The organism is Kitasatospora sp. NPDC048298, assembly GCF_043201465.1.
In the GTDB taxonomy this organism is placed as follows: Bacteria; Actinomycetota; Actinomycetes; order Streptomycetales; family Streptomycetaceae; genus Kitasatospora.
Genome location: NZ_JBICYZ010000001.1, coordinates 417,439 through 437,022, shown reverse-complemented (window position 1 = coordinate 437,022; position 19,584 = coordinate 417,439). Strand labels below are relative to the sequence as shown.

Here is a 19,584-nt window from a genome sequence, read left to right as displayed (position 1 = left end):
CCAGGCCTCAGAGGCCGTAGATCTCGTAGATGTGAGCCCGGATGTGCGCGAACAGTCTCTCCTTGCCCTCGCTGCCCGCGAAGTCCAGCTCGAGCGTCGAGGCCCAGGCCTTGAGGAACGCCACCTCGCGTTCGGCCATGGCGTTGGCCTTGCGCGTGGTCCTCACTTCTCCTGTCCGGGCGGCCTCCCCCCAGGCGTGTTGGACGTAGGCCTGTTTCCATGACTCCATCTCGGCGCGTGCCTTCGCCCGGTCCTCCTCGGACGCGTTCTTGTTGTTCATCACGGTCCGAACCTCCTTGCGCCTCTTGGCCGGTATCCCCTGGCTCGTGAGGTAGCGGGCCTGGCTGACGCCCGTCAGCTGCTGCAGCTCGGCCGGGCCCAACCCCTCCTGCGCGGCGAGCGCCTGCATGCGTCGGGCGAGCACGTCCGGATCGCTGGTCGAGGATTTCAACTCCTTGAACTTGAGGGCGAGATTGAGCTGGCGGGCCTCACTCTGCGCCCCCTTCGGTGCCAGCGGCAGTTTGTTGACGGCTTGGTCCAGGTCGGTCATTCCGGCGGCGCGTCGCTTCTTGTCGAACTTGCTGGAATCCTCCGTGGCGACCTTGTAGGCCATCGCCCGGTAGACCACGTCGCTGGGCGACCGGTTGTGCTCCACGGCACCGAGGGTGTGGAGGAACGTCCGCCTGCCGTCCGGGATGGCGTCCGCGCCCTCCGGTGCGGGGCCCCCGCCCAGATCGGCGAGCATCGTACGGGCGATCTTCTCCTGTTCCGGCCTCGGCATGCCGTTGAACATGCTCGGATAGTCGTGCGGGAGCCGTTCGGCGGCGCTTCCGTGCGGCGAAACCACCTGGTTGCGTGGACTGTTGAACCCCTGTTTGAGCCCCACGGTCGCGCCGTTCGGGCCCTCGACCGTCTGGTAGCTCCCGTCCGGGAAGGCCAGCTTGCGGAACTTGTTCGCCATGGACACGGAATCGATCCTGTCACCGGCGGATATCCGCCTGTCCTGCTGGTCGTACCCGATGCCCTCCGTGTTCTCCAGGTGTCGCGACGAGCCCCGGACCTCGTCCGCCACCGTGCGGATGAATTCCAGGAGTTCGGTGCGGTCGAGCTCCACCCCCGCGACCGCGACCTTCTCCGGGTTCAGCAGTGCGCGGATGACGAACTGCGGGAGTCCGCTCAGCTCCAGCCCGGTCAGCCGGTACCAGGCACGCAGCGCCCGCAGTACCGCGCCCAGGGCCTGCCTCCGGATCCCCTTGCCGAGGAGCCGCGTCAGACGCGGCTGCAGGCGGGCCACGATCAGGTCCAGCCGCTGCTGCTTCGCCTGGGGCGAGTTCTCGTGGGCGCGGCGCTCGGCGCGCTGTTGCCGGCGCTTCTGCTGCCAGGCGCGGAGGCGGTCGCGCTGCCTGCGGTAGGCGTCGCGGATCCTGTGGGCGCCGTTGGTGAGGGCGCGGCCGAGCTTGCTGTGGAGGAGCTTGCGGCCGAGGGTGCGGGCGGCGGTGCGGACGCGGTTGAGGGCGGCCTTGACGGTCTGGCGGGAGGCGTTGAGGGCGCGGCCGACGGGGGAGGTGGGGCGGCGGCGGGGGGTGGGCTTCGGGCGGGTGACTTCGCGGCGGGGGCGTCCGGGGGTGGGTGCCGGGCGCTTCGCGTGTTCGACGGTGTGCCGGGCGGGCCCGGTGCGGGCGGGGCGAGTGGGACGGGAGGGGCGCCGGCGGAGCGTCTGGGTGGCCCGGCGCAGGCTCGCCCGGGCCTTGTCGACGGCCCGGCCGGCCGCCTTGCGCGCGCCCCGGCCGGCCCTGGCGAGGCCCTTCAGGATCCGCTGGGCGATCCCCTTGAGCTTGGTGCCGACGGCCTTCCCGGCTCCCTTGAGCTTGCTGAGCAGGAAGTTGGAGATGAAGTCGAGCAGTGCGACCACGCCCGCCGCGACCGCGTCGGCGAACAGGCAGGCGGCCGATCCGGACTTGACGGCCTTGAGGAAGGCGACGAACTTCCCGATCGCGGCGACGATCTTGCTGATGGTGTTCCACGCCGCGACCAGGCCCTGGATGATGGCCATGATCGCACCGGCCGCCGGCACGATCATCGACACCAGCTTCTCGACGACGATCGAGACGATCATTCCGGGCAGCGCCGCCACGATCGCCTGCCACGCCATCCGTCCGATCTGGGCCATCGAGATGCAGCCCTTGACCAGGACGTTGACGATGGTGGAGGTCAGGCCGACGACCGACTCCACCTTGTCGTTGAACCACTGCTTCACCGCGCTCTTGATCGCGCCCCACAGGTAGTGCTGGATGCCGTCGATCGCCGCGGTGCCGAGCTTCTTCAGCCACCCGCCCGGGTCGGGGGCGATGTCGCCGATCAGGGCCGCGAACTCGCCGAAGACCGCGATCGCCTTCTGTACGAAGTCGATGGCGTCCATCACCGCCTTGCGGACGGCCTCGATGGCGGCCTTCAGCCCCGCCTCCAGCGCGTCCAGCAGCGCGTTCAGCCCGGCCGCCAGCGCGTCGAGTAGCTTGTTGACGGCGCTCTTCAGCTTGTCGGCCCACTCGTTGACCTTGGCGACGGCCTTGTCGCGCCACTCCTCGATCTTCCTGCGGAACTTGTCCCGCAGTTCGGGGAAGGCCGCCAGCAGCACGTCGCAGATCTTGATCAGTGCGTCCGCGAGCTTGTCGATCAGGTCGACGGCGAACTTCCGCGCCTGGTCGATCGCCCAGTTCGCGAACGTCCGGAAGCCGTCGATGATGTCGTTGATCAGACCGCGGAAGTAGTCGAAGACCTTGGTGACCGCCTCGACCAGCGCGTCGAAGGCCGCCTTGACCTTGGACTTGACCCAGCCCCACCAGCCCTCGGACTCCTCCTTCTTGCGGTCCTTCTCCTTCTGCGCCTTCTCCTCGGCCTCCTTCCGCTTGTCCTGGATCTTCTGGTTGTCCTGCTGCTGACGGTCCTGGACGTCCTTGTCGGCCTCGGTCCGCTTCCCGTCGATCTGCCCGGTCTTGTCCTTGTGCTCGGCGTCGGCGTCCTGGTCCGCGCCGGAGACCTTCTGGTCCTGCTCGGTGCGCCACTGCTCGCGTTCGGCCCTGACCTTCTCCGCGGCGTCGCCCCGCTCGCCGGCCTGGGCCTGGGCGTCGTCGGCCACCGCCTGGTCGATCTCGGCCTGGTTCTGCCGACGCGCGTCGGCCTCGCCCTGCTTCTGCTTGGCCTGTTCGGAGCCCAGCCGGCCCTGGCCCTCACCGACGGCGGCCTGGATCTGCGGCCCGCGCTCCTGCTGGGTGACGATGCCGATGCCCGGTTTGGTGTCGGCCGCTCGTCCGGCGCCGCCGCCCCCGCGCTTGCGGCCGCCGCCCGGTACGGAGGCGGTGAGGGTCTCCTTCGGCACGTCCGGGTAGATCCGGTCCTCGCCCATCGGCTTGGCGGCGTCGTCCCGGCCGACGCCGAGGATCCTGGCGGAGCTGTCCTTGAGCTTCGCCGCCTGGCGGTCGGTGCGCGCCGGGTCGCTCTCGCCGGTCAGTTCGACCCGGGGGGCCGGGCCGACGGTGGTGTTCAGCGCGGGGTCGGTCGAGGGCACCCCGTCGACGGCCCCCTGGATCTGCTGCACCTCCTGCGCCGAGACCTGGCCGCTCGCGTCGTCGGCGACGTGGGGATCGGCGACCCGGTCGGCGGGGTTGCCGCCCTCGACCTTCTTCTGCTCGGCCTGCTGCTGCCCGCCGTCCGCGCCCTCCGGACCGACCCGCTCCAGCCGCTCCGTCACCGCCTCGGCCGGCGGCGCGGCCTCGGGCGGGCCGGACTGGGTCTGCGGGGCCCCGGACGGGCGCTGGACGGCGGGCGGGGCCGCCTGCAACCGGGCGTGCTGCTCGCCGACCGTACGGTCCACCGAACCGTCCACGCCGTCCAGCGTGGCGGCCATCTGATCGGGCGGCAGGCTCGCGGCGGTGGCGAGTGCGCCCTGGGGGTCCTGGCCGGAGACGTCGGGCGGGGCCGGTTTCTCCTGCTGCTCGGCGGGGGCTCCGGCCGCGCCCCCGGCCCCGGCCGCGCAGCCACCTCCGGCGCCACCGGCGGCACCGTCCGGCTCCGCCTCGGTGGTGGGCTGCTGGGGGCCCGCGCAGGAGCCGCCGCCGGACTCCAGGGAGGCGTCCGGGGCGGGCTGGGCGGTGAGTCCGCCCGGTGCGTCGGACTGCTCGGCCGCCGGACCGGCGGCGGTGTCGGACGGCGCGGAGGTGTCGGTCGGTACGGCGGTGGACGGCGCGGTGTCGGGCTCGGCCCCGGGCGCGCTCTCCGGGCCGTCGGCGCCGATTGATCCTGCTCCGGTGGGGGCGGCGGTGCGCTCCCGGGCGCTGGGCGTCTCGGGCTCCCGCGCCTCGGCGGCGGGCTCTTCCGGCTGCCGCTCCTGCGGCTCGTGCTGCGGCTCCGGATCCGGCTGCGGCTCCGGGGCCGCAGCCGGATCCGGAGCGGCAGCCTGGCCCTGGGCCGGATCGGGGCCCACCTCCTGCTCGACCGGCTGTTCCGGCTGGAGGTCACGGCTGCCGCGGTCCTCGGCCTCCGTAGCCGTCCCTGCCGTCCCGGCCGTCCCGGTCTCCGCGGCGGGGGCAGGCTCGGGTGAGGCCGCCGGCTCCTCGTCGCTCTCCGGCCGGCTCGCCCTCTCCTCCTGGACCGCCTCGGCCCTGGTCGCGGGCGGCTCGGGGAACGCCGGCGCCTCGGCGTTCGCGGCGGGCGCGCCGTCCGCCGACTGCGGGATCCGGTCGACGGTCGGGACGGCGGACACGTCGAGGTCCGACGTGGGCAGGAAGTCGGAGGGCCCCAGCTCCGGCTCGGCGGCGGCCGACTGCGGCGGCTGCTCCCGGTCCGCGCCGGGGGTGTCGTGGACCTCGGCCTCCGCGTCGGGCTCCATGCCCAACGGCCGTTCCTCGTCCCGGGTTTCGCCCTGCGCTTGGTCGTCCTTGAGCAGTCCGTGCCGGGCGAGCGGGCTGTCCGGGGCCTGCGTGATCGCGTCCAGGCGCTCGGGTTTGACGGGCGCGGGCTGCGGCGGCGGGACGGCGGCCGGCTCCTTCGGGGTCGTACCGGCCGAGGGCTGGGCGGCGGCGTCCGGCTGCCCGGCTTCGGGCGCCCCGGTCACGGGGGCGGCCGCCGCCTGGTCCGCCTCCTCCTCAGCGGTGGCGGGTGCCTCCGATGCCGCCCCGGGGGCCGCTGCGGACGCCTCCGGGGCGGCATCGGGCTGCCCCGTCGGTGGTGCACTCTGTGGCGTGCTCTGCGGTGAACTCTGCGGCGCCTGCCCGTCCTTGCCGTCCGCGGGCGGTGCTTGCTGCTCCTCCTGCTGCTTCGGGCCCTGCTCGGCGTCCGCTTCGCCGTCCTTGTTGTCCTGGTCCTTGCCGTCCTGGCCCTTGGGGTGCTTGCGCCGTCCCTTCGGGCCGTCCGGCCGGTCCGCGTCCTGGCCCGGCTGCCGGTCCTGCGCCTGCCCCGACTGGTCGGCCTGCTCCTCACTGGCCCGCTCCCCGTCGCCGGTCCGCTCGTCGCCGGTCCGCTCGGCGGCCCCGGTGACCGGCTCGGGCGTCTGGGCGCCGTCGATGTCGGCCGGGCGGTGCTCGGCGGCCTCGACCAGCTCCAGCACCCGGGTGTAGTCCGAGGAGGGCATCCGGTCCGCCAGGCGTGCGAGCACGGATTCCTGCAACTCGGGTGCGAAGCGCGCGAGTTGCAGGCGTACTCGGCCGGAGGAGTCGGTCGGGTCGCCGCGCAGCGAGCGCAGGATGCCGGCCGCCAGCCGCTCGACCAGGGTGGCCGGGTCGAGCCGCTCGGTGCGGAACCGGTCGGCGTCGACGGTCGCGTAGCGGAGCCAGCCCGGTGTGGCACCCGGCGTCGCCGCCGTCGGCCGGTCGGCGCGCGCGCCGTGCTCCGCCTCCCGTTCGATCGCGTCCAGCGGCAGGCTGACCGCGCCCAGGTCACGGCCGGCCCGCAGCGCGCCGAGCGGGTTCGGGGCCTGGACGGTGTGCAGCAGCTCGTGGGTGAGCAGCCGTCGGCCGTCCTCGGCGGCCGGCCGGTACTTGCCCTCGCCGAAGAAGAGGTCCGGGCCGACGGCGACGGCGTCCGCGCCGATCAGCTCGGTCAGCGCGGCGGAGTCCCGGTCGGTGTGCACCCGGACCCGGCTGAGGTCGTGTCCGAGCCGCGTCTCCAGCTCCCGGCGCACGCCCGGGTCGAGCGGCTGGCCGGCGCCGGAGACGATCTCCTTCGGCTCGGGCGTACGGGCCTTCGGCGTCCGTGCCCTGCGCCGGGCCGCGCCCTGCTTGGCGTCCGGCGCGGAGTCCTTCGCGGTGGCGGTGGGTCGCGTCATGTCCGCCCCCGTCCCGGCGGCCGGGCACCGCCGGATCGCCCTGACAGTCCGGATTGCCCTGACAGTCCGGACAGCCCGGACAGCCCGCTGTGCACGGCGCGGGCGAGGGCCTCGCCGAGCCGCTGCGGTGAGGCGCCGGCCGGCAGCGGCGGCAGCCCGGAGAGCACGTCCAGCGTGCGGTCGCCGCCGACCGCGAGCGGCACACCGCGCGCCTCGACCAGGCGGGTCAGTTCGCTCCGGAACGCCGCCGCCAGTCGGTCGTGGTCGATCCGCGTGAAGCCGTCGAGGACCAGCTCGCCGATCTCGACCTCGATCCGCCCGACGCCCCCGCGCTCGGCCCGCCCGACGCCCCCGCGCTCGGCCCGCCCGGCGCTGTCGCGCCCGGTGCCGTGCCGCCCCGTCTCCGCCCCCTCGGTCAGATCCATCCGCCGACCTCCGAGGGCGTCAGCGAGCGCTCCAGCTTCAGGTACTCGGTGCGCGCGGCGGCCAGCAGGTGCCGCATCTGCATCGGGCAGCCCTCGTCGGCGGCCTGGAAGGCGGCGGACAGCGCGATGTTGCGGATGGAGCCGCCGGCCACCGTGAGCTGGGCGAGCCGCTGCGGATCGATGCCCTCGCTGGGGGTCTGCTTGGGGATGACCCGCCGCCAGATCTCGGCGCGCTCCGGCACCCCGGGGAACGGGAAGTCGACCACGAACCTGATCCGCCGCATGAACGCCGGGTCCAGCGCCTTCTTCATGTTGGTGGTGAGCACGGCCAGGCCCCGGTAGGCCTCCATCCTCATCAGCAGGTAGCTGACCTCGAGGTTGGCGTAGCGGTCGTGGCTGTCCTTGATCTCGCTGCGCTTGCCGAACAGCGCGTCGGCCTCGTCGAACAGCAGCAGCGCGCCGCCGCGTTCGGCCGCGTCGAAGACCCGCCGGAGGTTCTTCTCGGTCTCGCCGATGTACTTGCTGACGACCTGGGAGAGGTCGATGACGAACAGGTCCACGCCGAGCTGCCCGGCGACGACCTCGGCCGCCAGCGTCTTCCCGGTGCCCGACCCGCCGGCGAACAGCGCGGTGACGCCGAGGCCCCGGCGCAGCACGGACTCGAATCCCCACTCCTGGTAGACCGTGCCGCGGCGGCGGACGTGGGCGACGATCTCGCGCAGCGTCGCGCGCTGGCGCTCCTCCAGCACCAGGTCCTCCCAGTCGGCGCGCGGCTCGACCCGCCGGCCCAGCTCGTCCAGGGACATCCGGGCCTCCACCAGTCCGGCCTGCCACGCTAGTGGGCTGACGTCCCGGCCGTCCTCGGCCGCCCGCCGGGCCGTCGCCGCGGCCGAACGGATCACATGGCCGGGCAGGGAGAACTGTGCGGCCAGCGCCCGGAGTTCGCCCTCCGTGACGCCCGGTGCACCGTCCAGCGCCGCGCCCCAGATCGCCAGCTGCTCCTCGGGGCCGAGCGGGGGCACCGTCAGCCGGGCGCGGTCCGACACCCCCGCCGGCGGTGGCTCGTCGCCGGACACCACCAGCGGCACCCCCAGGCTCGCCAGGAAGGCCTCCGTACCGTTCGGGGCCGGCCGGCGCTCCCCGCCCGGCTCCCCGCCCTCGACCAGCAGCGCGGCCGGGATCAGGATCGCCTCCCGCTGCCACAGCCGGGCGAGTTGCTCGCGCTCGGCGGGCTCGGTGGGCAGGTCCTCGCGGTGCGCGGCGTAGAGGCCGAGCCCGGCGCGGTGGGCCGCCGCCGCCGCGATCTCCCAGCGGGTACGGCGGTCGGCGCCGGTCAGTTCGGTGTGCGGCGGGCCGGACAGCCCGGCCGCGGTCCACCCGTGTGCCAGCTCGGCCGCGCACCGCTCGTGCGGGTCGGGCAGTTCGCCGGGCGGCCCGACCCGGGTGAGCAAACCGTGCAGCCGCACGTCGAGGTACGGCACGCCGACCAGGAAGTGCAGCACCCGCTCGTCGATCCGCAGCCGGGAGGCGGTGAGCGCCGTCTCGTCGTCCAGTTCGACCAGCCGGAAGCGGCGCAGCGGGGCCACCGGGGTGAGCGCGCTCCAGTGCGGCTGGTCCAGGGCGGCGAGGGCGAGCGAGAAGGTCGGGTACGCGCGCCCCGGGTCGCCGCCCGCCGCGGCGCAGCGGGCGGCGGCGGTGGGGTCGATCACGGGTGCGGCGGCCAGCACGAGGACGTCGCGCTCGAACGGGGTGAGCCCGAAGGAGGCGCTGAGCGCGTCCAGGGCGGTGGCGGTCGGTCGGCGCCCACCCCGGCGGCCGGCAGCGGTGGACGGCGTGGGTTTGTCGGCTGCCGCGGGCTCGCCGGACGGCGCGGGCCCGGATCCGCCGGACGGCGCCCGGTCGGTGCGGCCCGCCGCGTGCGCGTCGAGCCGTTCGAGGACGGCGGCGACCGCGGCCGACAGCGACCGCAGGTGCGCATCGTCCGCCGGGCCGTCGCGGCCCTGCCTCCGGCGCGTGCTCATCTCTCCCCCCGTCCTGCGGTCAGTGCGTCAGGTCCACGACGGGCCCGGCGAAGGACCCGTCGCCGGACACCGTCAACTCGCTCGGCACGCCGTCCACTTGGACCCGGGCCAGGTACGTCGTCGGGCGCACGCCGACGACCGGCACCCGGACCGTGAACGGGTCGGTGCGCGGCTGCGGCGGCGCGGGCGCGCGGAACTGGTGGCTGGCCCCCGGCCGTCCGGCGGGCGGGTGCAACTCGTCCAGCAGCAGCAGGACCTGCTGGTCGTCCCGGAGCGGCAGGTCCAGTCGGACGTCCAGCCGGGCCGACACCCCGGCCGGTCCGTCCGTGCGGGCCGCGGTGCCGATCGGCGCGATGATCCGCGGCTGCCGGGCGAAGGTCTGCGCGTTGGACTCCACGGCGAGGTGGTCGGCGGCGGGCCGGCCGTCCAGCGCCAGTCCGTGCAGCACCTGCACCTGGTACACCCCGGGCGGCAGGTCCTCCGGTACGGAGACGACCAGCCGGTCGTCCCGGACACCGCCGGGGCCGACCGTCACCCGCCGCTCGCCGATCCTGGCCACGACCAGGTCCGCGCGCAGGCCGGAGCCCTCCACCACCAGCTCCCGGTCCTTGGTCACCGGCCCGTCCTCGGGGGCGCCCGCGGACCCGGCCGGCCGGGAGAGCACCCGCTCGACGACCGGACCGCGGGACGGCACGGCCCGTACCGTACGGCGCAGCACCGGCTTGCCGGCCACCGGGTCGGTCCTGCCCTCCACGAGGACGGCGGTGGCCTGGTAGACCACGGACAGCGCGTACGGCGTCTGGAGCAGGGTGCTCCACAGCTTGGACAGCTCCTCGAGGTCCATCGTGGTGGGGGTGAAGCGCACACGCTGCGGCGAGGCGGCCAGGTCCGCCCCGACCAGGTACGGCTGGGCGGCCGCCTCGTCGATCAACTGCCGTGACAGCACCGGCTGTTCGGTCAGCGCCCGGACCACACAGCCGAGCAGTCGCTGCCCGACCAGCTGGGTCTCCTCGCCGTAGCAGCTGATCAGGTAGTGCAGGTCGAGGGCGGCGGTCGGGCGGGCGAGCACGGTGCCGTCCGTCGCGCGGGTGGGCGCGTCGCGGTTGCGCAGCGCGGCGTTGGGCGTGACCTGGTACAGGAAGACGGTGATGGTCGGGTCGGCGGGCGGCTCGGTGAGCGGCCTGCGGGCGCCGACCTCGACCGCGAAGGGGATGTCGGGCGAGAGCGCGCGGGTGATGAGCAGCCGCAGCGCCTCGCTCACGGTCGCGATCGCGAGGTGGTTGCTCATGGGGTCCGCTCCCTCGACGCGCCCACCCGCCCGGTCATGACGGCTCCCGGTTGAGGTACCTGTCCAGGTCGAGGGCCGGTGCCGGGCGGGCCGCCGCCGGCCTGCGCGGCCCGACCGGGGTGCGCTCGGCGGCCCTGACCTCGACCCGCCCGATCTGGACCCGCACCACCCGCTCGACGGGTCGCTGCCGCCCGCGGTCCCCGCTCCCGGGCGCGTGGCCCAGGGTGGCCGCCAGGGCGGCCCGCCGTCCGGACGCCGGTGCGACGGCGGGCCGCACCGGTACGGGCGGTGCCCCGGCAGCCCGGGGGATGTCCGTCCGGGACGGTGCGGTGCCGGGCGTTGCGGTGCCGGCCGGCGGGGCCGCCGGGCGGGCGGCCCCCGCCCGCACCACCGGCTCGACGGTCGGCGCGGCGACAGGGGCGATCGACGGCGCGACCAGCAGCGGCGTGCGCGGCAGCGGAAGGACGGGGGTGGCCGCCGGCCGGCCGTCGTGGGCCGCCGTCCGGGGCGCTCCCTCGGCCGGGCCCGGACGTGATGCCGCCGTCGGCCAGGGGAGTGGTGCGGCAGCCGGCCGCACGTCCGGCCGGCCCGGTGCGGCCGACTCCCCGTCGACGTCCGGCCGGACCGGACCGAGACCGTCGATCCGTTCGAACGGCCCCGGCAGGCGCGGCCGCACGCGCACCACGGCCTCGGACCCGGCGTCGGACCCGGAACCGGCCCGGTCCCGGCCCCGGCCCCGGGCGCCCTTCGCGACCAGGCGGTCGAAGTGGTCAGGCATCTGCACACAGCTCCAGGTAGTAGCGGCGCCGCAGCGGACTGAGCGCCAGGATCTCCGCCTCGCCCCAGCCGTAGGCGGTGGCCAGGAGATGGACGTCGAGCAGGGTCGCCCGGGCCCAGTCGTCCAGCTCCTCCCAGAGGTAGGAGGCGATGTCCAGCTCGGCGAGGGCCTGCCGGCCGCACTCGGGGCAGCTGAGGTTCAGCCGGACGTCCGCGCACGGGTCGGCCGCGGCGGCCGCCTCGGCCATCCGCCGCTGGACCGGTTCGGGGAGTTGCCGGGCGGCCACCGGCTCCCCGCCGTGCTCGGCGGTCAGCACGCACCGCTCCAGCAGGACGGCCCTGCCCCGGCCCGCGGGGGCCTGTTCGGCGGCTGCCACGTCACCGGGGGTGGGCAGCCGGAAACCGACCCGCCAGCCGTCCAGTTCCACCCACAGCGGCCCGGCTTGGCTCGACTCCGCAGCACCGCCCGACTTCCCGACACCCGCCGACTTCCCGGCGTCGCCCAACTCCCCGACACCGCCCGACTCTCCGGGGTCGCCCAACTCCCGGACACTGCCCGACAACGCCGAACCGACCAACTGCCGGGCGTCGAAGGCGAACTCCATCTCCTCCGCACAACCCGGGCAGCCGGCCCGCACGTTCAGCTGCTCGCCGAACAACTCCACGCGCAGGCCGAACAGTTCGGTGTCCCGCTCGCCGAGCGGTACGGCCAGCAGCTCCGCCGTCCCCGCCCCGGGGCGGGCGACGGTGTGCAGCAGCAGGGCCCGCCCGCTGCGGCCCGCCGCCAGCCCGGCCTCCCAGGTGGCCAACAGGGCTGCCTGCCCGGCGAGTTCCATCGGTCCCCGCTCAGGCCGGCTGCTGGAACGACGGCTCTTCCGGTTCGGGCGTCTCGTCGTCCCGCTCCCAGCCCTCCACCTCCAGTTTGAGGCTCTGGATCGCCACCGCGTTGGCGTTGGCGTCCAGTTCGCCGAGCACCTGGTACTCGCTCGGCCAGGCGCGGTACAGCTTGTGGGCGACCGCCACCTGGCCGGCCTCGTTGAGCACCTGGATCACCAGATCCTTGCGGAAGTCCCGGAGCGAGACCTCCGCCCCGCGGCCCGCGCCGACCATCCAGACCTTGTTGGCCCAGCGGTCGAACTCCGGGTCGTGGGTGACGCCGCGCTCCAGGGTGACCGCCTCGAAGTCGGTGCGGCCCGGCGACTTCCGCGGCGCGCTCGGATCGCCCCCGCTGCGGTGCTTCACCACCTCGGTGGTGCGCTTGAGCGGGCTGACCTTGCTGACCCCGGCGACGACCCGGCCGTCCCAGACCACCAGGAACTTGAAGTTCTTGTAGGGGTCGAACCGGTGCGGATTGACGGTGAACTCGACCATGGAGATCCTAAACCTCGAACTGTCCGGCGAGCTGCTCGATCTTGACGATCACGAATTCCGCCGGCTTGAGGGGCGCGAATCCGACCACGACGTTCACCACACCGCGATTGATGTCGTCCTGCGTGGTGGTGTCCCTGTCGCACTTCACGAAGTAGGCCGAGCGCGCGGACGTGCCCTGGAACGCGCCCTGCTGGAACAGCGAGTGCAGGAACGCGCCCACGTTCAGCCGGATCTGCGCCCACAGCCGCTCGTCGTTGGGCTCGAACACGACCCACTTGGTGCCGCGGTAGAGGCTCTCCTCCAGCATCAGCGCGAGTCGTCGCACCGGGACGTACTTCCACTGCGAGCCGAGCACGTCGGCGCCGGCCATCGTCCGGGCGCCCCACACCACCGGGCCCACCACCGGGAACGTCCGCAGGCAGTTCACCGCGAGCGGGTTCAGCAGGCCGTTCTCCCGGTCCGTCAGCGGGACGGTCAGCGCGCGCACCCCGGGCAGGCCGGCCTCGGTGCCCGCCGGCGCCTTCCACACGCCCCGCTGGCCGTCGGTGCGCGCCATCACACCGGCGATGGTGCCCGACGGCGGGAAGCTGCGCAGCCGGCCGGTGAGCGGGTCGACCAGCTCCAGGTGCGGGAAGTACAGCGCCGCGTGGTCGCTGCGCACCGAGTCGAAGGCGGCCAGGCCCGTCCGGGCGGCGTCCAGCGTCGTCCACGCCTGCGGCGAGTCGACGATCAGGAACATCCGCTTCTCCGCGCAGAGTGCCTGGGCGGCCGAGACGACCGTGACGGCGTCGTCGACGTTGGTGTAGCCGGCCAGTTCCGGCAGCACCAGCAGGTTGACGTCCTGCACGTCGCGCAGGGCCTGGATGCCGGTCTTGGCCGCCTCGCTGCCGATCAGGTCGGTCAGGCCGGGGGCGCCGCCGTCCTGGCCGCCGGCGAGGGCGAGGACCGGCGGGCTGACCGAGCCCTCCAAGCCGAGGTTGTTGGCGGCCTCGCCGAGGAAGCGGACCACGTCGGCCGGGTCGGTGGAGCCGGCGACGACCTGGAGCTGCCGGCCGAACACGGTCACCCGGGTGCCCGCGAAGACCCGGCTGCCCGGGGCGTCGGGCAGCGCGCGCAGCTTGCGCTCCAGCAGCAGGGCGAGTTCGGGGACGGTGGTCGGCGCGGCGCCGTCCACGGCCGGGTCGTGGATCCGGACCGTCCGGGACACGTCGCCGATCTTGACCTGGATCTCGTGGGTGAGGTCCGGCAGGGTGGCCGCGAACGGCTTGGAGACGGTGCCCACCGGGTCCGGCCGGCTTGCCGCCAGGACCTTCACCCGGACGACCGTCGAACCGTCGTTCACCACCGTCTCGGCGAACCGGGGGCTGGTGTCCCGGACCGACAGGTCGGTGAAGGACTCCCGGACGGCGCCCGAGGTGTCGAAGACCTGGAGGTTGAAGGTCTCGGCCGGGGTCGGCGTCCGGTAGTCCACGGCGACCCGCAGCGCCGCCCCCCAGAGCCCCGGCTCGACGGCCGTGACCTCCAGGGCGGGGGTGGCGGTGGAGGTCTGGGTCGACTGGAGCGTGACGCCCGCGGCGGCGCCGGTACCGGCCGCCGCGACCCGGACCACGACGCCGATCGAGCCCCCGTTGAGGAAGAACTGCTGGACGGCGTAGCTGACCGGGCTCTGGCTCGCGAGCCCGCCGAAGCGGCGCTCGAAGTCCGCGAAACTGGTGACGGTGACGGGCTGGTCGAGCGGGCCGCGCCGGGTCGCCCCGACGAAGGCGGTCACCGAGGTGCTCACCGCGGTGATGGTACGGACGCCGCTGGGAAGCTCTTCGATGTAGACGCCCGGGTAGGTCGGTGTCGTCGGCAAATTCCCCCTCCGTTCACTTCGTGCATCAAGGGACCCGGGAAATTGGTTCGAACCGGATTACGGGCACGCCGCGCGGTCCCGATGCATTGGTGGCAGGCTCAGTCTCATATTCGGGTGACTGGACGTCAAGACCCGAACGGGAAAGGCAAATTGTATTACTGCACTAATTGGGCAGGGGGCGCGCAATTGGCGACTCCGCGCCCCCTGTCGGTGCCCGGTGCGGCCGGTCAGCCGCCTTCGGGGAGGTTCCGGTAGTCGGGTCTGGCCGCCGGGGGATCCGTCGGCGCGGGTGTCGGCGCGGGCGTGGGCTCGGGCACGACCGGCGGAGTGTCCGCCGCCGGCGCGGTTGTCGGCGCGGGAGCCGGCTCGGGGGCCGGCTTGGGAGCCGATTCGGGTTCCGGCTTGGGGGCCGCCCCTGGGCCCGATCCGGGGGCCGACTTGGGGGTCGCCCCCGGGTCCGTCGTCTGGTAGGACGGCGGCCGCGCGGCCCCCAGGAACCAGCCCCAGGACGCGCCGAACCGGTGTTCCAGGAACCTGAACGCCGCGTAGTAGGCCGTGCCGAAGCCGGTGACCAGGGCGGAGGTGGCGGAGGCGTTGTCCAGGTGGATGCCGAGCCGCGCGGCCTGCACCACGAGGAAGGCGACGACGTAGGGCACGCACGTGCGCCACAGGGACAGGGCGAGTTGGTACATCGGTCCTCCTCGACCGACGTCAGTCGGCGACCGTGAAGCCGTGCGCCTGGCCGAGCCGGGTCAGCGAGTTGATGCCGGGGATGCCGTCCGCCTGCTGCCCGCTGTACCCGTACCGGCGCTGGAGGGCGGAGTAGGCGTCGATGGTCCTGGTGCCGAACGAGCCGTCGGCCCACTGCCGGTCGAGCAGCCCCTCGGCGACGAGGGCTTGCTCCACCGTGTACACGTCGTCCGCGTGGGTGGTGGCGCCCTGGGGCGCGTCCGGGTCCTGGCGGGCCGCCGCGACCACGTTCGACTTCGACACCTGGGCCAGCGGGACCGCTCCGCCGAGCAGCCGGCGCAGCGAGGCCTCGCCGGGCACGCCGTCCGCGTCCCCGCCGGAGTAGCCCAGACTGCGCTGGTAGTCGGCGTAGTTGAGGGTGTCGGCGTCGGTCCAGTCCGGGCCGGGGCCCTGGCTGTAGTGCGAGCCGAAGCCCGCCGCCGACAGCGACTCGCCGACGAGGGTGACCTGCGGACCGTGCGCGCCGTAGCCGTACGCCAGCCCGCCGACGTTCTTCTGGTACCGGGCCGGGGTCGGGTCCGGCTGCGGCGCCGGCCGCTGGGGCGCGGTGACCACCGTCCCGGACGGGCGCGGCGCACCCGACGTCACCCAGGCGTACAGGGCCGGACCGGGGCAGTCGGTCGAGTAGCCGTCCTGGTGCCCCTTGATCTCCGGACCGGCCGGGCCCTGCCGCTGGCAGTACTCGATGGCGTCCCGCAGCCCGTTGAGCTGCTCCGGGGTCGGCTCGGTCGATCCCGAGGAGCCGACCAGTCCGCACACCGCGTAGTGCGCCTCGTTGAGCGGGACGTCCCCGTTGGCGCTGTTGCGCCGGTTCAGGCCCCGGCCCTCGAACACGACGCCGTGCTCGCAGACCACGAAGCTGTAGCCGATGTCCGACCAGCCGTCGTCGTCCATGTGCGATGCCTGGAGGCGCCGTACGTAGGCCGGGCAGGAGTCGTGGGCGGCGAAGGTGTACGCCGTGCCCAGGTAGTGCACCTTCACCCCGGCGCGCGGACCGGCGTACGGGATCGAACCGTTGGGCTCGCGCCAGGCCCGCGCGCCCCACTGGTCGCGGCTCACCAGCTGCAGCCCCGGCCAGTCGGGCTGCTGCGGCACAGGGTCCGGCGCCGGCGTCGGCGGCTCGGGCGCCGGGGCCTGACCGGCCCCGGCCCACGCCTTCAGCTCGTCCAGCGAACCGTTGAACACGTTGGTGTCGAGCGGGTCGTCGGTGTACTGGTGGAAGCGCCAGGACGCCTGGATGCGCGGCGAACCCGAGGACACGTAGTCCGCGATCCACAGGAAGTCGCCCGCGTTGTCGTCCGTCCGGAACCAGTAGTCCCGATTGGTGTAGAGCCCGACCAGGTGGTCCGGGTAGCGCTGCTTGACCGCCGCCAACCACTGGTTCTTCGCCGCCGTCGCGTCCCCGTCACCGACCGACTGCCCGTACGGCTCGAAGTCCAACACCAGCAACTCACCCGCGGGGATCCACCCCACCACCCGGCAGAAGTGCTCCACCTCACCGTCGACCGGGTTCTCCACGTGCAGGAAGTGGTAGTGCCCGACCACCAGCCCCCGCCCCCGCGCGTCCGCGACCTTGGAGGCGTACCCCGACTGCTCGGTGTGCCCGCCCTCGGTGGCCTTGATGAAGACGAACTCCGCATCCCCCGGAATACCCGACTGGAAGTCGGAGACGTCATAACCCTTCGCGTATGCCATCAGGAAGCTCCCCCTTCGCGCCGATGGCAGCCACGGCCGGATCGGCCCCGTACTGGGGCACACGACACCGGCCAGAGCGTCATGTCCACTCCACAGTACAACCGAAGAAAGGTCAACTCTCCTGTTTTCCAAGGATCTTGAATTTCACGACAATCCCCTCACGCGGCCCGCACCCGGACCGTGCCACTGGCAATTCCACCGACGAGTGAGGGAACGGTGATGGTTCGTCACAGGATTGCCATCCGAATCCGCCGGAATGGCCTCAACCGGATGCGAGCTGCTTCCCATTCCGCCGCCCGCGCGCCCCCTCGAAGCGCCGGGGCCCCGCCGCCCAGCCCCCGGAGGCCGCACCGCCCGTCCCGGCACGCTCCTGCAGCACCGGCGGCCGCGGCCTCCCCGCCGGGAGCGCCTCCGCCAGCCGACGTCCGACGCCAAGCCAGTCGCCCGACACCGCTGCGCTGCAGGCGCACCGCACGTTGCGCAACCCCCGCGAGCGCGGGGCCGATACCACCGGCAAGAACGTGATCCCGCGGACCCTGGAGCAACCCCCGCGAGCGCGGGGCCGATACCACCGGCAAGAACGTGATCCCGCGGACCCTGGAGCAACCCCCGCGAGCGCGGGGCCAATGCGTCCCTACAACACGCCCGTGCGCGCGGCGAGTTCGCGCACGCCAGCGACTGCCACCGGCGCATACAGCAGGTCCGCCGTCAGCGCCCGTAGGGCGGGGCGGCGTGCCTCCTCCGGCGCCATCTGCTCCGTGAACTGCAGGGCCGCGAACGTCCTGCGGTGGTCGCCGAGGTGATGCCACATGCGTGCGCAGTCGGTGCCGTACCGGGCGCGGCGCTCCGCGGTCGGCAGCTGCCCCGGGGCGATCCGTGCCGCGTAAGGGACTCCCTCGTCCGGGGTGCCCAGCGCGGTGTGCACGCCGATCCAGTACAGGTCGGCCTGCGCGCTGGTGGCGTCAACCGTGAACAACTGCTGGGCCCTCTGCCGCTGCTCGGCCAGGCGTCCGACCGCCTCCTCGGCACCCCCCATCAGATCGAGGGCGTCCGCGCGGCGGTGTGCGCACGCAGCCGTGTACGCGGCCGTCATCAACAAGGTTGCTGCCACCGCCCGGGAGTTGCCGTCCGTGCCCTGGTCGAGCGATCCGGCGGTGCGACGCAGGAGGTCCACCGCGGCGGCCGGGCGGCCGGCGCGTCGCATCGTGATCGCCAGCACCCGAGCCGCCTCGCCTTGGACCGCCGGGGCGCCACTGGCATGGGCCGCGGCCAGGGCTCGATCGGCCGCCGGCCACGCCACGTCGGAGTGGCTCTTCAACGCAAGCTCCGTTGCCAGCACCCAGGCGCGGGCCATGCACGCGTGCGCCTGCTCCCGGGCTCGGCCGGACAGAGTGTTCCGAGTCGCCTCGCCTGTACCCAGCAGGCCAGGGAGGGCGGCACCGAGATCCTCGTAGCGGGCCGCCGTGAACTGCGCGCGGGCTGAGGTCAGTGCCCGGCCGAGCTGCTGCAGCGACACGGGTGCCGACTCCGTCGGCTCGTACAGCGCCCCGACGATCCGGGTCGACGCGTCCGGTCGGGACGCTCTTGCCGCCGATGACGGGAGCATCGACGTACCGGCCGCCGCCATGCCGGCCACGAGCAGCTGCCTGCGGAGCATGGCGTCCTCCTGATCCGAAGTCACATCCCGCGCCAGAGTAGCCGGTCGGCCCTGGTCGATGTCGTCAAGCTGGAGCCCCAGCACCCGGATGATCACGGCGAGCGGCTGGTCTGCCGGCCGTAGCAGGCCCGCCTCCAGTCGGCTGATCGCGGACGCCGAGTACCCACAGGCTCGCCCCAGCTCGGCCTGCGTCATCCGCTGTGCACACCGGGCGGCCCTGATAGCCGTCCCGAGCCGACGCTGACGTGACACGGCGCCCCCTCCGACTGCACGGGGCCGTCACCGTATCGACAGGACCGGCACCGCGGGCAGGGCGTGCACGGGGTGTGCGGGGCACGCACACGGCGTGCGGCAGCCCCTCCAGGCCTCCTGGCCACAGGCCGGGACGGGGTTCCCTGGTGAGTGCCCCGGCCGGGCGCATCCCCATCTCACCCCTCAACAGAGGAGAGAGCGTCATGAGTGCAGCCCTGCTCGACCGCGCCGAGGCCCCGAACCTGACCCACGGCGACCCGCAGCCCGGTACCGTGCTGGACAGCGACCGGATCGCGGCCGCCATGGCGTGCCCGGTCTGCGGGTCGGGAGCCACCTACCAGACCATGGACGGCAGGTGGGGCTGCACCCAGTGCGGCTCGACCTGGGCCTGAGCAAGCAAGGAGGGCCGACGGCATGCCACTCTGCGCCGAGTGCCGCACAGGAGAGGCGGCCATCGAGGACCGGGACGTGAATCCTCCGCGACCGTGGTGCCTGGAGTGTGCCGTCGCCCTGGTTGCCGCAGGTGATCCGGTGCTCAACTACCGGACTCTGACCGGTAAGGCAGCCGACTACGCACGCGCCCTCGGGACCCGCAGCACTGCGGTAATGCCGTTCGGGTAGCCGCTGCGAACGCACGAAGACGCCCCCGCCCTCCCGGAGGAGAGCGGGGGCGTGGTGGGTTCAGGGATGGAGTGGAGCAATCCCCGCGAGCACGGGGCCGACAGCGCCCGAATCACGGGGGGTGATGCGGGAGCAACCCCCGCGAGCGCGGGGCCGACTGACCACCACCGCGCTGAGGGTGACCGGCGCCGGAGCAACCCCCGCGAGCGCGGGGCCGACGGTGCGCCGTCCGGGCGCTTCTACGACGGCCGGGAGCAACCCCCGCGAGCGCGGGGCCGACTCGACGCCGGTGCCGACCGAGCCCTCGGTGGCGGAGCAACCCGCGCGAGCGCGGGGCCGACGGTGTACCAGCGGCGCTGGAGGTCGAGCAGGTCGAGCAACCCCCGCGAGCGCGGGGCCGACAGTCCGGAGCGGGCCCGCCGTAAGGCGGCTGCAGAGCAACCCCCGCGAGCGCGGGGCCGACCCGGTGGCGGGGCCGACGAGTGCCAGGTAGGCGGAGCAACCCCCGCGAGCGCGGGGCCGACATGGTGAGCCAAGTGCGATATGTGCACGC

12 protein-coding genes and 1 CRISPR repeat array (1 of these 13 only partly in view) are annotated in these 19,584 nt (G+C 73.9%); of the genes, 1 reads left to right on the top strand and 11 read right to left on the bottom strand.

Translation table 11 applies throughout. The features are described 5' to 3' along the window. Positions 1 to 7: 7 nt before the first annotated feature. The 11 genes from ACGF0D_RS01185 to ACGF0D_RS01135 form a co-directional block, all read right to left on the bottom strand. A complete protein-coding gene (locus ACGF0D_RS01185; protein ID WP_392913492.1) occupies positions 8 to 6,319 on the bottom strand; it encodes a DUF4157 domain-containing protein in 6,312 nt (2,103 codons plus the stop codon). After that, positions 6,316 to 6,744, bottom strand: a complete 429-nt coding sequence (locus tag ACGF0D_RS01180) for a hypothetical protein (protein WP_392913490.1) — start codon at positions 6,742 to 6,744, stop codon at positions 6,316 to 6,318. Before ACGF0D_RS01180 ends, ACGF0D_RS01185 begins: the two co-directional genes overlap by 4 nt. Then, positions 6,735 to 8,765, bottom strand: coding sequence for an ATP-binding protein (locus ACGF0D_RS01175; RefSeq protein WP_392913488.1), 2,031 nt, complete (start codon positions 8,763 to 8,765; stop codon positions 6,735 to 6,737). Before ACGF0D_RS01175 ends, ACGF0D_RS01180 begins: the two co-directional genes overlap by 10 nt. A gap of 19 nt (positions 8,766 to 8,784) precedes the next feature. Further along, entirely contained in the window at positions 8,785 to 10,053 is a 1,269-nt protein-coding gene (locus tag ACGF0D_RS01170; protein ID WP_392913486.1) for a DUF4255 domain-containing protein, read from the bottom strand. A gap of 34 nt (positions 10,054 to 10,087) precedes the next feature. After that, positions 10,088 to 10,831, bottom strand: coding sequence for a hypothetical protein (locus ACGF0D_RS01165; RefSeq protein WP_392913484.1), 744 nt, complete (start codon positions 10,829 to 10,831; stop codon positions 10,088 to 10,090). After that, positions 10,824 to 11,666, bottom strand: coding sequence for a hypothetical protein (locus ACGF0D_RS01160; RefSeq protein WP_392913482.1), 843 nt, complete (start codon positions 11,664 to 11,666; stop codon positions 10,824 to 10,826). The genes ACGF0D_RS01165 and ACGF0D_RS01160 overlap by 8 nt, the downstream gene beginning before the upstream one ends. 10 nt (positions 11,667 to 11,676) lie before the next feature. After that, the gene (locus tag ACGF0D_RS01155) at positions 11,677 to 12,201 is read right to left on the bottom strand and encodes a phage tail protein (RefSeq protein WP_392870870.1); all 525 of its coding nucleotides are present in this window, start codon (positions 12,199 to 12,201) and stop codon (positions 11,677 to 11,679) included. A gap of 7 nt (positions 12,202 to 12,208) precedes the next feature. Next, the gene (locus tag ACGF0D_RS01150) at positions 12,209 to 14,056 is read right to left on the bottom strand and encodes a phage tail sheath family protein (protein WP_392913480.1); all 1,848 of its coding nucleotides are present in this window, start codon (positions 14,054 to 14,056) and stop codon (positions 12,209 to 12,211) included. Between the two features lie 227 nt (positions 14,057 to 14,283). After that, positions 14,284 to 14,748 carry a hypothetical protein gene (locus ACGF0D_RS01145; protein ID WP_392913478.1) on the bottom strand — a complete coding sequence of 155 codons (465 nt, stop codon included), beginning with the start codon at positions 14,746 to 14,748 and terminating at the stop codon, positions 14,284 to 14,286. 19 nt (positions 14,749 to 14,767) lie between these two features. Next, entirely contained in the window at positions 14,768 to 16,501 is a 1,734-nt protein-coding gene (locus tag ACGF0D_RS01140) for a peptidoglycan-binding protein (protein WP_392913476.1), read from the bottom strand. A gap of 634 nt (positions 16,502 to 17,135) precedes the next feature. After that, positions 17,136 to 18,410: a helix-turn-helix domain-containing protein gene (locus ACGF0D_RS01135; RefSeq protein ID WP_392870882.1), complete on the bottom strand. Its 1,275-nt coding sequence runs from the start codon at positions 18,408 to 18,410 to the stop codon at positions 17,136 to 17,138. Positions 18,411 to 18,613: 203 nt separating this feature from the next. Between ACGF0D_RS01135 and ACGF0D_RS01130 the strand changes: the two genes are divergently transcribed. Then, positions 18,614 to 18,802: a hypothetical protein gene (locus ACGF0D_RS01130; protein WP_392870885.1), complete on the top strand. Its 189-nt coding sequence runs from the start codon at positions 18,614 to 18,616 to the stop codon at positions 18,800 to 18,802. Between the two features lie 303 nt (positions 18,803 to 19,105). After that, positions 19,106 to 19,584: direct repeats of the CRISPR family, unit length 28 nt; unit sequence GAGCAACCCCCGCGAGCGCGGGGCCGAC (it continues 825 nt past the right edge of the window).

Coding starts and splice junctions, on each gene's coding strand:
- ACGF0D_RS01185 (WP_392913492.1), bottom strand. CDS start 6,319: ATGACGCGACCCACCGCCACCGCGAAGGACTCCGCGCCGGACGCCAAG.
- ACGF0D_RS01180 (WP_392913490.1), bottom strand. CDS start 6,744: ATGGATCTGACCGAGGGGGCGGAGACGGGGCGGCACGGCACCGGGCGC.
- ACGF0D_RS01175 (WP_392913488.1), bottom strand. CDS start 8,765: ATGAGCACGCGCCGGAGGCAGGGCCGCGACGGCCCGGCGGACGATGCG.
- ACGF0D_RS01170 (WP_392913486.1), bottom strand. CDS start 10,053: ATGAGCAACCACCTCGCGATCGCGACCGTGAGCGAGGCGCTGCGGCTG.
- ACGF0D_RS01165 (WP_392913484.1), bottom strand. CDS start 10,831: ATGCCTGACCACTTCGACCGCCTGGTCGCGAAGGGCGCCCGGGGCCGG.
- ACGF0D_RS01160 (WP_392913482.1), bottom strand. CDS start 11,666: ATGGAACTCGCCGGGCAGGCAGCCCTGTTGGCCACCTGGGAGGCCGGG.
- ACGF0D_RS01155 (WP_392870870.1), bottom strand. CDS start 12,201: ATGGTCGAGTTCACCGTCAATCCGCACCGGTTCGACCCCTACAAGAAC.
- ACGF0D_RS01145 (WP_392913478.1), bottom strand. CDS start 14,748: ATGTACCAACTCGCCCTGTCCCTGTGGCGCACGTGCGTGCCCTACGTC.
- ACGF0D_RS01140 (WP_392913476.1), bottom strand. CDS start 16,501: ATGGCATACGCGAAGGGTTATGACGTCTCCGACTTCCAGTCGGGTATT.
- ACGF0D_RS01130 (WP_392870885.1), top strand. CDS start 18,614: ATGAGTGCAGCCCTGCTCGACCGCGCCGAGGCCCCGAACCTGACCCAC.